Consider the following 13,250-nt stretch of genomic DNA (forward strand, 5'->3'; position numbering starts at 1 on the left):
TTTTCCGGATCATGCTCTAGCCCGCTACTCCGTCATGTCGGAGGCGTCGTGATGGGCGAGCAGGCCCGCGAGCCGCCACAGCGCCGTGCGCAGATCGTCATGGCTCGGCAGGCCGAGCGCAAGCCGCACCGCATTCGGTGAATGGCCATGCGCCACCGCAAACGCGCTCGCCGGCGTAATCGCGATGCCGGCGCGCGCGGCCGCGGCGGTCAAGGCTTCGGCGCGCCAGCCCTCCGGCAGATGCAGCCAGACATGGTAGGAGCGCGGATCGGCCTCGATGTGATGGCCGGCGAGGCACTCGGCGACGATCGCCTGCCGCACCAGCGCGTCGGCCCGCTTGCGCCTGGTGATCTCGGCCGCCGTGCCGTCGGCGAGCAGCCCCATGCCGGCGGCCAGCGCCAGCGACGTCACCGACCAGGCCCCGGTGCGCACCGTGGCGGCGAATTTTTCGCGCATGCTTCCCGGCACGTAGAGAAAACCGACCGCAATCCCCGGCGCGAGCCGCTTGGCAAGGCTGTCGACCACGACGACACGCTCCTCGGCCTGCGTCGCCAGCGAGACCTGATCGCTGAGGAAGCCGTAGACCAGATCCTCGATGATCATCAGCTCGTGCTTGCGCACCAGACGCACGATCTCCTCGCGCCTCGCCTCGCTCATCGTCAGGCCGAGCGGATTCTGCATCACCGGCTGGATGTAGATCGCGTTGAGCGCGCTCGCGCGGTGCGCCTTGGTCAGGGCATCCGGGCGGATGCCCTCGCCGTCCATCGCGAGCGGCACCAGGGTCACGCCCAGCCGCGCCGCGATGCCCTTGATCATCGGATAGGTGACGGCCTCGACGCCGAGCCGGCCACCGACCGGCACCAGCGCCGAGATCGCCGCAGCCAGCGACTGTCGACCACTGCCGGCGAAGACGAAGTTCTCCGCGCGCGGGCGCCAGCGCTCGCCGGCGAAGAAGGCCGCGGCGGTGCGCCCGGCCTCGGCCAGCCGCCGCTGCGTGATCGGCGCCAGCACCGGCGCCAGCTTCTCCGGCCGCTGCCATGCGGCAAGCGACTTCGCGATCAGGGCCGCCTGATCCGGCAGGGTCGGGAAATTGAACTCGAGATCGATGCGGCCATCGAACGGCTCCAGCCGCAGCGAGGGTGGTACCGGTACCGCCTCTCCCGCGACGAAGGTGCCGCGCCCGACCTCGCCCACGACCAGACCCCTGCGCAATAATTCGGCATAGACGCGCGCTGCCGTGGATGCGGCAATTCCCCGTTCATAGGCGAACTGACGCTGCGGCGGCAGCCGGTCGCCCGCCTTCAGCCTGCCGTTGGCGATGTCCTCGGCAATGTCGTCCACCAGGGCCGTATACGAAGCATTCATGCTATATTGCACCGAGAGCAATGTTTCGATTGCACCGAGATATGTACTGCGCGATTGCTCTTCGAACAACGCAATTGAAGAGCGATAGGTGACTCATGGCATATTCCCTGGCGCAGCGTTGGGCAACTCCGCAAGTTGCCCACGGAAAGAGCAATTTGCTCCAGGTCCCGCAACTCTGGCTGCGGCGCCTGTTCTGGCGGTCCGAACTGGCGATGCTCGATCGCGAGCAGATGCGCGACTGCGGCCTTGATCCCGTGGTCGTGCAGGAAGAGGCCAACAAGCCGTTCTGGCGCGACTGACGCCGACATCGAGGAGGGCACCGCAATGCTCGCGCTTCCGTTCCATCAAGTCGACGTGTTCTCCAAGGTCGCCTTCAAAGGCAACCCGCTCGCCGTGATCGCCGAGGCCGACGGCCTCGACGATGCCGCGATGCAGGCGATCGCCAACTGGACCAATCTGTCCGAGACGACCTTCCTGTCACGCGCTCAGAATCCGGGCGCTGATTATCGCGTGCGCATCTTCACCCCGCAGCGCGAACTGCCTTTTGCGGGCCATCCGACGCTCGGCTCATGCCACGTATGGCTCGCGCTCGGCGGCCGGCCGAAGGGCGAGCATGTGGTGCAGGAATGCGGCGCGGGCCTCGTGCGCATCAAGCGTGACGGAGACCGCCTCGCCTTCGCCGCCCCGCCCCTCCGCCGCTCCGGCGCCGTCGATGCCGAGCTGACGAGCAAGATCGCGGCAGCGCTCGGCATCCCAACGAGCACGATGCGCGCCGTGCAGTGGATCGACAACGGCCCGGGCTGGATCGGCGTGCTGATCGACTCCCGCCGCGCGCTGCTCGACATCCGCTACAATCCGGCGGCGCTGCCGCAACAGCCGATCGGCGTGGTTGCGCCATGGGATCGGGCGCAAGATGGCACAGATGCCGACTACGAGGTCCGCGGCTTCATGTGGGGCGGCGGCGAGGACCCGGTGACGGGCAGCCTCAATGCAAGTTTGGCGCAATGGCTGATCGGAGCGGGAATTGCTCCGAAGCAATACGTCGCCTCCCAGGGCACCGTGCTGGGCCGCGCCGGCCGCGTCCATGTCGCGCAGGACGGCGACACGATCTGGATCGGCGGCGACGTCGCGCCTGTGGTGAAGGGGACGATCAGCCTGTAACGCGCGTCAGCAGACGGCGATGCGGCCGCGGGGCCGAACGCGTGCTCACCGTGCCCGGGTCAGCGCCAGCCACACGCCGCCGCCGATCATGAAGCCGCCGGAGATGCGCGACACCAGCCGCGTCCGCCTGGCCGAGAACAGTTTTCGCGCACGGCCCGCGAGCAGCGCATAGATCGCGTCGGTGAGACCCGCGATCACCATGAAGGTGACGCCGAGCAAACCGACCTGCGGCACGTGATCCCGGCTCATGTCCATGAACTGCGGCAGGAACGCGCCGAAGAACACCATCACCTTCGGGTTCGAGAGCAGCACCAGCAGCCCCTGCAGGAAAAAGCCGCCGCGCGGCGGCGGTGGCGGCGCCTCGCCCGCAGAGATCCCCTCGATCGGCGAGCGGATGAGCTGAATGCCGAGCCACACCAGATAGGCCGCACCGATCAGTCGTACCCATTCGAACCAATAGCCCATCGTGGCCATCAGCGACGTCAGGCCGACGGCGACGATGCCGATCGCGATCGCCAGCCCGGTCTGCACGCCGGCGATATTGACGAGCGCGGCGCGGGTCCCGTGGCGCAGACCGTTGGCGATCAGCAGCGTCACGACGGGACCCGGCAGCAGCGCCAGCCCGATACAGGCGGCGACGAAGGCGAGATAGACTTGCAGGGACATGAAGCGCCTCGATGCGAATGAGGCGCTCACTAATGCACGACATGTCTGCAGAGGGAAGCCCGCTTGTCCTCGCGCGATCCACAACGCAGCGCCCTTGACACGCAACCATTTGGTTGCCTATTCTTTCTCACATGGATGATGTCTTCAAGGCGCTTGCGGACGGCTCACGACGCGCCCTGCTCGACAGGCTCCACGCGCGGAACGGGCAAACCCTGACCGAACTCTGCGACGGCCTCGCGATGACGCGACAGGCCGTGACCAAGCACCTTGCCATTCTGGAAGCGGCCAATCTGGTCGCGACGATCCGGCATGGCCGCGAGAAGCTGCACTATCTCAATCCGGTGCCGATCCATCACATCGGGGAGCGCTGGATCAAGAAATTCGAGCGCGGCAAGCTCGCCGCGCTCAGCGAGTTGAAGCGGCAATTGGAGGAGCGCGATGAGTAAGCCCGAATTCGTCTACGTCACGTATATCGCGACGACGCCCGAGAAATTGTGGGAAGCGCTGACATCAAACGAATTCGCGAAGCGCTACTGGTTCGGCACCGAACTGCATTCCGATTGGCGCGTCGGCTCGCCGTTCACGCTGGTGACCGACGGGATGACGACGGATGTCGGCCAGATTCTGGAGTTCGATCCGCCACGCCGGCTCTCCTACACCTTCCAGCACGTCCTGAAAGACGAGTTTCGCAACGAGCAGCCGACCAAGGTCGTGTTCGCGATCGAACAGCACGGCGACTCCGTCAAGCTGACCCTGACGCATGAAGGCTTCGAAGGGGCGGCAAGATTGCTCGATGCGGTTTCCAACGGCTGGCCCGCGATCATGTCCGGCCTAAAAAGTCTGCTGGAGACCGGAACGGCGCTGGCGATCCCGATGTCAGCGCTCGGCAAAGGAGTCTGAGCGATGGATCTTGCAAAGTTCAAGCCCGCCACCGTCTACACGATCTACATCGCCGCCAGCCCTGAGAAGGTATGGCAGGCGCTGACCTCCGCCGAGTTCAGCCGACAATATTTCTTCGGCTTCGCCGTGGAAGCCGAACTGAGGGCGGGCGGCGCCTTCATCGTGCGCGCGCCGGACGGCTCCGAACACATCAGCGGCCAGGTGATCGTCTGCGAGCCGCCGCACCGGCTGACCGTCACGTGGGACGTCAACTGGCCCGGCCTCGTCGAGGCACTGGGCCGCACGCTCGTGACCTATGAGATCGAACCGGCCGGCGACGCCGTCCGTCTCACGATGACTGAAGCGCATGAGCGGCCGCTCTCCGACGACATCCTGTCTGGCGGACGCCAGGGCTGGCCGGCCATCCTGTCGAGCCTCAAGAGCGTGCTCGAGACCGGCAAGCCGCTCGCGGTGAAGATGACGCCGCCGACGCGCATGCTGGCGGCCCTGAAGGCGATGGGGATTGCAGTGCCTTAAACGACAACGCCTGCTACGACACCGCGGCGATCTGTGGGATGCTGGCGAGGACGGCGCCGACCTGGACCGCATTGCTCAGCATGCCACCCCAATGTAACCAGCGCAGCCGACGCAGGGCCGTCGCATCGCCGGAATCCCTGTCGCGGATGCGCGCGTCCATCTGCCGCAGAAACCAGCGGCGCGAGAGCAGCGCGAACGCCGCGATCAGCCCAATGCCCAGCCCCAGAACGGGGCGGCCGTCGGCCAGCACGGCGAGCGCGCCGATGCCGCCAGCGATCGAAAGCGCCACGAAGTAGGAGTCGAACATGCCGCGCAGGAGCCGGGTGACCGGCACGATGTCGAGCCGCACCAACAGAAAGGCCGGCGCGGCCAGCAGCAGATAGAACATCGGCAGCAACAAGACGATCGTGGCAAACAACGCGATGTTGTCCGGCATCATCCTCCTCCGACATTGGGGCCGGCCGGACCACCGGCGAGCCGCGTTTCGAAACGAGCCCGTTCGACGGCGTCCATGCGCCATCGAACCTACGTCGCGGCTCGCCCTTGCCTTATGCCGGAGCTACGATCCGGCGGTACAGATGCCAGGTCGCATGGCCTAGCACCGGCACAGTGACCAGCAGCCCGAGGAAGTACGGTAATGCCGAAATGATCAGCAGCACGGTGATGACGGCGGCCCAGCCGATCATCGGGCCGGGACTCGTCACGACCGCGCGCACGCTGGTGATCATCGCCGTCACGAAATCGACGTCGCGCTCCAGCAGCAGCGGAAACGACACGACCGTGAGCGAGAACAGCACCAGCGATAGAGCGGCGCCGTCGAGATTGCCGATCGCGAGGAAGAGCAGACCCTCGTTGGTCGTCAGCACCACGGTCATGAATTCCTTGATGCTGGAGAACGAGGCATTGAGCCCGAGCAGCAGCGCGATCAGGAGGCGCACCTGGTACATCCAGATGATGAAGAAAAATAGTGTCACGAACGCCATCCAGCCGATCTCGCCGCGCGAAGTGATCGTGCGCCAGATCCCGCCATAGGAAATCGGCTGGCCGAGTTCGCGGCGGCGGCTGACCTCGTAGAGACCGATCGCGACGAACGGGCCGATCAGCGCAAACCCCGCGGCCAGCGGATAGGCCAAGTAGACCATCCCGAAGGCGGTGACGCACAGCACGATGCTGATGCCGCCGAGTACGTAGATCAGCCCGAAAGCAAGGCCGAACATGGGCTGAGCCTGAAAATCGCGGAGGCCTTGCGTCAAGGCTTCGGCAATATCGGCCGTGGTGATGCGGCGCACCACGGGATCGGATCGTCCCGAGACGGATGCGGTCATCGGCGGTCCCTCCTGAATGTTGTTGTTGCCGTGATGCTAACAGCGGGAGGGCGGGGATTTCAATTTCAACTTGTGGGCAGAGGGGCGGAGCGATCACATATGACGATGCAGTTTTGCACTCGTCTGTCGCCATCCGTCGTGCCGTGCGGGACTGCCGGCGAGGCGAGGGAGCCAGGCGCTCCATTGGGCACCCACGAACGGGAGCCCCCTACCCCCGCGCCCGCAACTCCCGCCTCAGCACCTTGCCGGTCGCCGTCATCGGCAGGGTGTCGGTGAATTCAACGTGGCGCGGGTATTCGTGCGCGGCAAGCTTCACTTTGACGAAGTCCTGGATCTCTCGCGACAGCGTGTCATTTGCAACGAAGCCAGGGCGCAGCACGATCCACGCCTTGATGGCCTCCGTGCGCACCGGGTCGGGAATGCCGACGACGGCCGCCAGCGCGACTGCCGGATGCTTGAGCAGCGTGTCCTCGATCTCCGCCGGGCCGATGCGATAGCCGGCCGACGTGATGACATCGTCCTCGCGGCTCGCATACCAGAAATAGCCGTCGTCATCCTGGGTGCCGAGATCGCCTGTCAGCAGCACGTCGCCCGCGAACTTCTTCTGCGTCGCCTCCGGATTGCGCCAATATTCGATCATGGTGCAGGGATTGGGCTGGCGCACGCCGATGATGCCCCTCTCTCCGCGCGGCAGCTCCTCGCCCTTGTCGTTGACGATCAGCACCTCGAAGCCCGGCGTCGCCTTGCCCATCGAGCCCGGCCGGATCGGAAACAGCCTCGCATTGTTGCCGACGACGAGATTGCATTCGGTCTGGCCGTAGATCTCGTGCGCATCGATGCCGAAGGTCGCGCGCACCCAGTCGAGCAGCTCGGCGCCGAGCGACTCGCCGCCGGTGAGGATGCTGCGCAGCTTGACGCCCTCGTGCTTGACATTGGCCTGGCGCATCAACTTCAGCGCGGTCGGGGGCAGGAACACGTTGCGGACGGCGTAGTCCGCCATCAGTTGCATTGCGGCCTGCGGCTCGAATTTCCTGGCGCGATAACCGATCATCGGGATCGCGTGATACCATGCAGGAAACAGCGCATCGAACAGGCCGCCGATCCATGCCCAATCCGCCGGCGTCCACATGACGTCGCCGGGCTTCGGCAGGAAGCCGTGCACCATCTCGACATTGGGCAGGTGGCCGAGCAGTACGCGATGGGCGTGCAGCGCGCCCTTGGGATTTCCGGTCGTACCCGAGGTATAGATGATGATGGCAGGGTCGTCGCTCGACGTGGCGACGGTCGGGAATTGATCGGAGGCGCGCTCCAGCGTCGGCCAGAAGGCTTGGGCGCCGAGGCCGTCGCCGTCAGTGACATAGATCGTCTTGAGTTCCGGCAGGCGGTCGCGAATGCGCGCGAGCTTCGCAAGGCCCGTGGCGTCGGTGACGACGACCTTGGCGCCGGAGTTCTGCAGCCGGAATTGCAGCGCGTCCTCGCCGAACAGCGTGAACAGCGGCACCGAGACGAGACCGGCGCGGAACGCCGCCAGATGGACGATCGGCAGCTCCAGCGACTGCGACAGGAACACCGCGACGCGGTCGCCCTGCGCGAGACCATCGGCCTTCAATACGTTGGCGAAGCGGCAGGAGTAATCGCGCAGCTCATCGAATGAGACGCGCCGTGCGGCGCCGTCCTCTTCGACGACGATCAGCGCCAGGCGCCCCGAGCCGTCGGCGTGGCGATCGCAGGTCGCGACCGCGATGTTGAACTGCGCCGGGATGTCCCAGCGGAAGTCGCGAGTGAGCTGGTCGTAGTCGGACGTTTCCTTGAGCATCGTTCTCTCCGTCATGGCCAGGCGAAGACCCGCCTGCGGGGCCGAAGCCCCTTCGGCGCGGCGAAGGCCCGGCCATCCACGTCTTTCTTCTTGATGACAGTCTTAAAGACGTGGATGCCCGGGACAAGCCCGGGCATGACGATGTGGGGATGGCTCGGCGCTTCGCGTCGCGCGGCCTAGCCCGACAGCGCCGCCTTCACCAGCGCGCTCGCCTTGGCGAAATCCATCTGGCCGGTATACTTGGCCTTCAGCACGGCGATCACCTTGCCCATGTCCTTCATGCCGGCGGCGCCGGTCTCGGCGACTGCAGCGGAGATAGCGGTCTTCACCTCGTCGTCGCTCATCTGCTTCGGCAGATAGGCCGAGATGACCGCGATCTCCTCGCGCTCGCCGGCGGCGAGCTCGGCGCGGCCGCCCTTTTCATACAGCTCGACCGACTCCTGACGCTGCTTGATCATCTTCTGCAGCACCGCGAGCACGTCGGCGTCGGTCAAGGGCGGCTTGCCTTCGCCGCGCGCGGCGATGTCGGCGTTCTTCAAGGTCGAGTTCACCATGCGAAGGGTGGACAGCTTGCGCTCGTCCTTGGCCTTCATCGCCTCCTTGACCGCATTGTTGATGTCGTCGCGCAGCATGCTCTCGCCCTCTCAAAATCCATTGGCGCTGGTCTAGGCGGTTCGCCCACCCGAAACAACACGGTTCCGCATCCGTTCCGGTCGGATGCCTCGAAACTCCGGCCGAATTGACCGAAATCGCATGTGAATCGGCCGCTTCCCGCTTTGACGCCGCGCGCCTGGGGCACTATGTAGGGGCCTCATGACACACATCGATACTGACGCCGCCTGGCCGGACCATAAACCGACCGCGCTCCTCGTGCTCGCCGACGGCACGGTGCTGGAAGGCTACGGCCTCGGCGCCGAAGGCCACGCCGTGGGCGAGGTCTGCTTCAACACCGCCATGACCGGCTATGAGGAGATCCTGACCGATCCATCCTATGCCGGCCAGCTCATCACCTTCACCTTCCCGCATATCGGCAATGTCGGCACCAACGACGAGGATATCGAGACGGTGAACATGGCGGCGACGCCGGGCGCGCGCGGGGTGATCCTGCGCACCGCGATCACCGATCCGTCGAACTACCGCGCCACCCGCCATCTCGACCAGTGGCTGCGTGCGCGCGGGATCATCGGGCTGTCCGGCATCGACACCCGGGCGCTGACCGCGCTGATCCGCTCCAAGGGCATGCCGAACGCCGTGATCGCGCATGCCAAGGACGGCAATTTCGACCTCGACGCCCTGAAGAAGGAAGCGCGGGAATGGCCCGGCCTGGAGGGCATGGACCTCGTGCCGATGGTGACCTCCGCCCAGCGCTTCACCTGGGACGAGACCCCCTGGGTGTGGAACGAGGGCTTCGGCCGACAGGTCAATCCGGAGTTCAACGTCGTCGCGATCGACTACGGCATCAAGCGCAACATCCTGCGCCTGCTCGCCGGCGTCGGCTGCAAGGTGACGGTGGTGCCGGCGACGACGCCGGCCGAGGACATCCTGGCGATGAAGCCGGACGGCGTGTTCCTGTCGAACGGACCCGGCGATCCCGCGGCGACCGGTAAATATGCCGTGCCGGTCATTCAGCAGGTGATTTCGTCGGGCACACCGACCTTCGGCATCTGCCTCGGCCATCAGATGCTCGGGCTTGCGGTCGGCGCCAAGACCAAGAAGATGCACCAGGGCCATCACGGCGCCAACCATCCGGTCAAGGACGAGACCACTGGCAAGGTCGAGATCACCTCGATGAACCATGGCTTCGCGGTCGACCAGGACACGTTGCCATCGGGCGCGACGCAGACCCACATCTCGCTGTTCGACGGCTCGAATTGCGGCATCCAGCTCGAGGGCAAACCGGTGTTCTCGGTGCAGTACCACCCGGAAGCTTCGCCCGGCCCGCGCGACTCGCATTACCTCTTTCAGCGCTTCGCCGAGCTGATGCGCGAGAAGAAGCGCAGCGCAGCCTGAGGTCGGCAGCTTGACGACACTCGACATGCCCGGGCTGGTCCCGGGCATTTTTCTGTCCGCAATCTTGTGATCGCCGGCATCTGTTTTGCCCTCGATCTTTTCGCACCGCATTCATATGATGATCATCATATATTGTAGATCGACAATATGAGCGAGACGGATTCGCGCGCTGAATTCGGCGTGGTGCCCCTGGCGGTACTGGCCTCGATGCCCGGGCTCGATTTCGTGCGCGGCATCTTCGCCGGGACCTTGCCGCAGCCGCCGATCATGCAGACCGTCGCGCCGTTCGACTGCAGCGCCGAGCCCGGCCGGGTCGTCATGCACAGCGTGCCGGCCTTGCGGCACTACAATCCGATCTGCTCGGTGCATGGCGGCTACACCGCGATCCTGCTGGATTCCGCGATGGGGCTCGCCGTCCCACGATGTGCCCGCAGGGCAGCGGTTACACCACGCTGGAATTCAAGGTCTCCTTCATCAAGGCAATGACCGAGACCACCGGCATCGTGAGAACGGAGGGCAGGACGCTGTCGTTCGGACGCCGCGCCGCGACCGCCGAGGCACGCATCGCCGAGGCACGCATCGCCGATTCGCAAGGGCGCCTGCTGGCGCACGCCACCACGACTTGCCTGGTGCTCGAGCTGCCCAAGGCGTGAGCCTGGAACGGCTACCGCGCAGGCCGGTTGATAGGGTGAGGCCCCATCCTTTGTTCCGAGGTCGCCATGCCTGCCGCCCCCTCGCCCCGCGTCAAGTCGCTCAGCATCGTGTTCGCGGATGACGGCCTGGTGCCCAATAATCCGATGCCGTTCCTGGTCTACAAGGCCGTCATCGATCTGGGTGGCGCCGATCCGGCGGCCGACATCGAGCGCGTGTTCGCCGCCAATGGCTGGGGCGACATGTGGCGCAACGGCGTCTACGACTATCTGCACTATCACGCGACCGTGCATGAGGCGCTGGGTGTCGCCGGCGGAACGGCGCGGGTCCGCTTCGGCGGCGATCAGGGCCGGGAGCTGGAGCTCAGGCCGGGCGACGTCGCCATCCTGCCGGCCGGCACTGGACATCAATGCATCGCTGCCAGCAGCGATTTCTGCATCGTCGGCGCCTATCCGCCCGGACCGAAGATGCAGATCACGCGGCCGACGCCGGAGAACCACGCCCGCGCATCGAAAACCATTCCGGAGGTGCCGCTGCCCGCGACCGATCCTGTGCTCGGCGCGGGCGGCCCGCTCACGCGCCTGTGGCACCAGGCGCGCTGATCAGGCGCAATACAGCCGATACAGCGTCTGCAGGATCTCGCGGACCTCCCGGCTCGCCAGCCGATAGTAGATGGTCTGGCCATCGCGCCGGGTGGCGACGAGATCGAGCGCGCGCATCTTCGCGAGATGCTGAGACAGCGCCGCCTGTCGCAACCCGACCTGTTCGGCGAGATCGCCGACCGCGCGCTCGCCGTCGATGAGGTTGCAGAGCACCATGAGGCGCTTCGAATTCGCCATGGCAGCGAGCAGGCCCGCCGCCTCCTCCGCCTTGTCGTCGAGCGCCGCCACCATGGCCTCACGGGTTTTGCGCCTGGCCTGTGTTGTCATGATTGTTACTTCTTCATTTTCGTATATATGCAATAATGCACATGACAGCCGATTGCAACATGCCCCCGACGAGGGAATCAAGGACGATATGATCACGGAGTATACAGCGGTCACGGCGCTCGCAGGCGGCGCCCTCATCGGCGCTGCAGCCGTCATGCTGATGGGCCTGACCGGCCGTATTGCCGGCGTCAGCGGCATTGCCGCGCGGCTGTTGCCGCCCTGGGACGGTGCGCTCGCTGGCCGGCTCGCCTTCATAGGAGGGCTGGTCGCGGCCGCCCTTGCAGTCCGCATCGTCAGCGGGAGCCTGCCGCCGCTGAAGCTGGAGGTCGGTTCGATCGATATGGTTGCAGCCGGGCTGCTGGTCGGCTTCGGGGCGGTCTGGGGCAACGGCTGCACCTCGGGTCATGGCGTCTGCGGCATCGCCAGCCTGTCGCCGCGCTCGATCGTCGCCACGCTGGTGTTCATGGCCACCGCGGTCGTGACCACCTTCCTCGTTCGCCACGTGCTGTGAGGCACCATGATCATTTTCGTCCAGTTCACCGTCGGCCTCATCTTCGGACTCGGGCTGCTGCTCTCGGGCATGTCCAATCCAGAGAAGGTGCTCAACTTCCTCGATTTCGCGGCGATCCGCTTCGGCGGCTGGGATCCGAGCCTGATCCTCGTGATGGCTGGAGCGGTGGGGGTCACCTTCGCCGGCTTCCGACTGGTTTTCCGGCGCCGGCGTCCCGTCCTCGGTGACCAATTCCACCTGCCATCCTTTCAGACGCTGGATTGGCGGATCGCAACCGGCCCTGCGATCTTCGGCATCGGCTGGGGCCTCGCCGGCATCTGCCCGGGCCCGGCCTTCGTGGCGCTCGGCTACGGCTCGCCTGCCATCGTCCTGTTCGTCACGGCCATGATGATCGGAATGGCCGCAGCCCGCATGCTCGCGAGCCGCCGGCCCTCGCTCGCCGCAGTCGCTTCAGAATGAGGGAGGCTTGAATGTCCGGCATTCCTCATCCGGTCGACCTGTCAGTGAAACCCGAGGTCACACCGTTCTTCGATCGCGCCACCAACACCGTCAGCTATGTGGTCAAGGACCCAGGCTCGCGGGCCTGCGCGGTGATCGATTCGGTCATGGACATCGACTATGCATCGGGGCGCATCGCACCGCATTCGGCCGACGAGATCATTCGCCTGATCGAGGATCGCGGCTGGCAACTGGACTGGCTGATCGAGACCCATGTCCATGCCGATCATCTGTCGGCGGCGCCCTACATCCAGTCAAGGCTGGGCGGCAGGATCGGCATCGGCGCCAACATCAGGATGGTGCAGGAGACGTTCGGCAAGATCTTCAACGAAGGCACCGAGTTTCAGCGCGACGGCAGCCAGTTCGACCGCCTGTTCCATGATGGCGACACCTACCGGATCGGCACAATCACCGCCTTCGCCATGCATACGCCGGGGCACACGCCGGCCTGCATGACTCATGTGATCGGAGACGCCGCCTTCGTCGGCGACACGCTATTCATGCCGGACGGCGGCTCGGCACGCGCCGACTTTCCTGGCGGCGATGCCCGCACGCTGTATCGCTCGATCCGCCGGGTGCTGGAGTTGCCTGACGCGACGCGGCTGTTCATGTGCCACGACTACGGTCCAAACGGCCGCGACATCCGCTGGGAAACGACGGTGGCCGAGCAGCGCGCGCACAACATCCACGTCCGCGACGGCATCACCGAGGATCAGTTCGTCGCCGCCCGCGAGGCGCGCGACCGCACCTTGGACATGCCCAAGCTGATCATCCCCTCCCTGCAGGTGAACATGAAGGCGGGACGGTTGCCGACGCCCGATCAGGACGGCCGGCGCTTCCTGAAAGTCCCGCTCAACGCACTCTAGGACACCCCTCGCCCCACCGACCGCGCGGCAGACGTC

At 65.7% G+C, this 13,250-nt stretch carries 17 protein-coding genes and 1 pseudogene; 11 read left to right on the forward strand and 7 right to left on the reverse strand.

Annotation, left to right across the window (positions count from 1 at the left end; genetic code table 11):
* Positions 1 to 24 precede the first annotated feature (24 nt).
* Positions 25 to 1,434 (reverse strand): PLP-dependent aminotransferase family protein, encoded by a 1,410-nt coding sequence (locus QW887_RS26110; RefSeq protein ID WP_315826728.1) that lies wholly within the window; start codon positions 1,432 to 1,434, stop codon positions 25 to 27.
* An 86-nt stretch (positions 1,435 to 1,520) separates the two neighbouring features.
* Between QW887_RS26110 and QW887_RS26115 the strand changes: the two genes are divergently transcribed.
* Positions 1,521 to 1,664, forward strand: coding sequence for a hypothetical protein (locus QW887_RS26115; protein ID WP_315717499.1), 144 nt, complete (start codon positions 1,521 to 1,523; stop codon positions 1,662 to 1,664).
* 25 nt (positions 1,665 to 1,689) lie between these two features.
* Positions 1,690 to 2,526, forward strand: coding sequence for a PhzF family phenazine biosynthesis protein (locus QW887_RS26120; RefSeq protein ID WP_315769529.1), 837 nt, complete (start codon positions 1,690 to 1,692; stop codon positions 2,524 to 2,526).
* A gap of 45 nt (positions 2,527 to 2,571) precedes the next feature.
* Here QW887_RS26120 and QW887_RS26125 read toward each other — a convergent pair whose 3' ends face one another.
* A complete protein-coding gene (locus QW887_RS26125; protein WP_315717501.1) occupies positions 2,572 to 3,192 on the reverse strand; it encodes a LysE family translocator in 621 nt (206 codons plus the stop codon).
* Positions 3,193 to 3,323: 131 nt separating this feature from the next.
* On the opposite strand from QW887_RS26125, the gene QW887_RS26130 reads away from it, so the two are divergent.
* From QW887_RS26130 to QW887_RS26140, 3 genes are read left to right on the forward strand one after another with little or no spacing between them, the layout of a single operon-like run.
* The gene (locus QW887_RS26130; protein WP_315717502.1) at positions 3,324 to 3,638 is read left to right on the forward strand and encodes a helix-turn-helix domain-containing protein; all 315 of its coding nucleotides are present in this window, start codon (positions 3,324 to 3,326) and stop codon (positions 3,636 to 3,638) included.
* On the forward strand, positions 3,631 to 4,092 hold the full coding sequence (locus QW887_RS26135) for an SRPBCC family protein (protein ID WP_315717503.1): 462 nt from the start codon (positions 3,631 to 3,633) through the stop codon (positions 4,090 to 4,092). The genes QW887_RS26130 and QW887_RS26135 overlap by 8 nt, the downstream gene beginning before the upstream one ends.
* 3 nt (positions 4,093 to 4,095) lie before the next feature.
* Complete coding sequence (locus QW887_RS26140) at positions 4,096 to 4,608, forward strand: SRPBCC family protein (protein WP_315717504.1); 513 nt, start codon at positions 4,096 to 4,098, stop codon at positions 4,606 to 4,608.
* A gap of 13 nt (positions 4,609 to 4,621) precedes the next feature.
* On the opposite strand, the gene QW887_RS26145 is transcribed toward QW887_RS26140, so the two are convergent.
* The 4 genes from QW887_RS26145 to QW887_RS26160 all read right to left on the reverse strand — a co-directional run bounded on the left by QW887_RS26145 (position 4,622) and on the right by QW887_RS26160 (position 8,381).
* Complete coding sequence (locus tag QW887_RS26145; RefSeq protein WP_315826724.1) at positions 4,622 to 5,044, reverse strand: hypothetical protein; 423 nt, start codon at positions 5,042 to 5,044, stop codon at positions 4,622 to 4,624.
* Between the two features lie 112 nt (positions 5,045 to 5,156).
* Complete coding sequence (locus tag QW887_RS26150) at positions 5,157 to 5,933, reverse strand: DUF2189 domain-containing protein (protein WP_315717506.1); 777 nt, start codon at positions 5,931 to 5,933, stop codon at positions 5,157 to 5,159.
* A 208-nt stretch (positions 5,934 to 6,141) separates the two neighbouring features.
* Positions 6,142 to 7,749, reverse strand: coding sequence for an acyl-CoA synthetase (locus tag QW887_RS26155; protein WP_315717507.1), 1,608 nt, complete (start codon positions 7,747 to 7,749; stop codon positions 6,142 to 6,144).
* Positions 7,750 to 7,925: 176 nt separating this feature from the next.
* On the reverse strand, positions 7,926 to 8,381 hold the full coding sequence (locus tag QW887_RS26160) for a GatB/YqeY domain-containing protein (RefSeq protein WP_315717508.1): 456 nt from the start codon (positions 8,379 to 8,381) through the stop codon (positions 7,926 to 7,928).
* A gap of 181 nt (positions 8,382 to 8,562) precedes the next feature.
* On the opposite strand from QW887_RS26160, the gene carA reads away from it, so the two are divergent.
* From carA to QW887_RS26175, 3 genes and pseudogenes are all read left to right on the forward strand, one after another.
* Complete coding sequence (gene carA, locus QW887_RS26165) at positions 8,563 to 9,759, forward strand: glutamine-hydrolyzing carbamoyl-phosphate synthase small subunit (RefSeq protein WP_315754612.1); 1,197 nt, start codon at positions 8,563 to 8,565, stop codon at positions 9,757 to 9,759.
* A 147-nt stretch (positions 9,760 to 9,906) separates the two neighbouring features.
* A pseudogene (locus QW887_RS26170) lies at positions 9,907 to 10,412 on the forward strand (PaaI family thioesterase).
* A gap of 66 nt (positions 10,413 to 10,478) precedes the next feature.
* Entirely contained in the window at positions 10,479 to 11,012 is a 534-nt protein-coding gene (locus tag QW887_RS26175; protein ID WP_316186057.1) for a cupin domain-containing protein, read from the forward strand.
* On the opposite strand, the gene QW887_RS26180 is transcribed toward QW887_RS26175, so the two are convergent.
* A complete protein-coding gene (locus QW887_RS26180) occupies positions 11,013 to 11,339 on the reverse strand; it encodes a metalloregulator ArsR/SmtB family transcription factor (RefSeq protein ID WP_315717511.1) in 327 nt (108 codons plus the stop codon).
* On the opposite strand from QW887_RS26180, the gene QW887_RS26185 reads away from it, so the two are divergent.
* From QW887_RS26185 to QW887_RS26195, 3 genes are read left to right on the forward strand one after another with little or no spacing between them, the layout of a single operon-like run.
* Positions 11,338 to 11,850: a YeeE/YedE family protein gene (locus QW887_RS26185; protein ID WP_316188197.1), complete on the forward strand. Its 513-nt coding sequence runs from the start codon at positions 11,338 to 11,340 to the stop codon at positions 11,848 to 11,850. The two genes, QW887_RS26180 and QW887_RS26185, sit on opposite strands and share 2 nt — an antisense overlap.
* Positions 11,851 to 11,856: 6 nt before the next feature.
* Positions 11,857 to 12,309 carry a DUF6691 family protein gene (locus tag QW887_RS26190; RefSeq protein WP_315717513.1) on the forward strand — a complete coding sequence of 151 codons (453 nt, stop codon included), beginning with the start codon at positions 11,857 to 11,859 and terminating at the stop codon, positions 12,307 to 12,309.
* A gap of 11 nt (positions 12,310 to 12,320) precedes the next feature.
* A complete protein-coding gene (locus tag QW887_RS26195; protein WP_316187687.1) occupies positions 12,321 to 13,214 on the forward strand; it encodes an MBL fold metallo-hydrolase in 894 nt (297 codons plus the stop codon).
* Positions 13,215 to 13,250: the final 36 nt, after the last annotated feature.

This window comes from Bradyrhizobium sp. SZCCHNRI3052 (assembly GCF_032484895.1).
Lineage (GTDB): Bacteria > Pseudomonadota > Alphaproteobacteria > Rhizobiales > Xanthobacteraceae > Bradyrhizobium.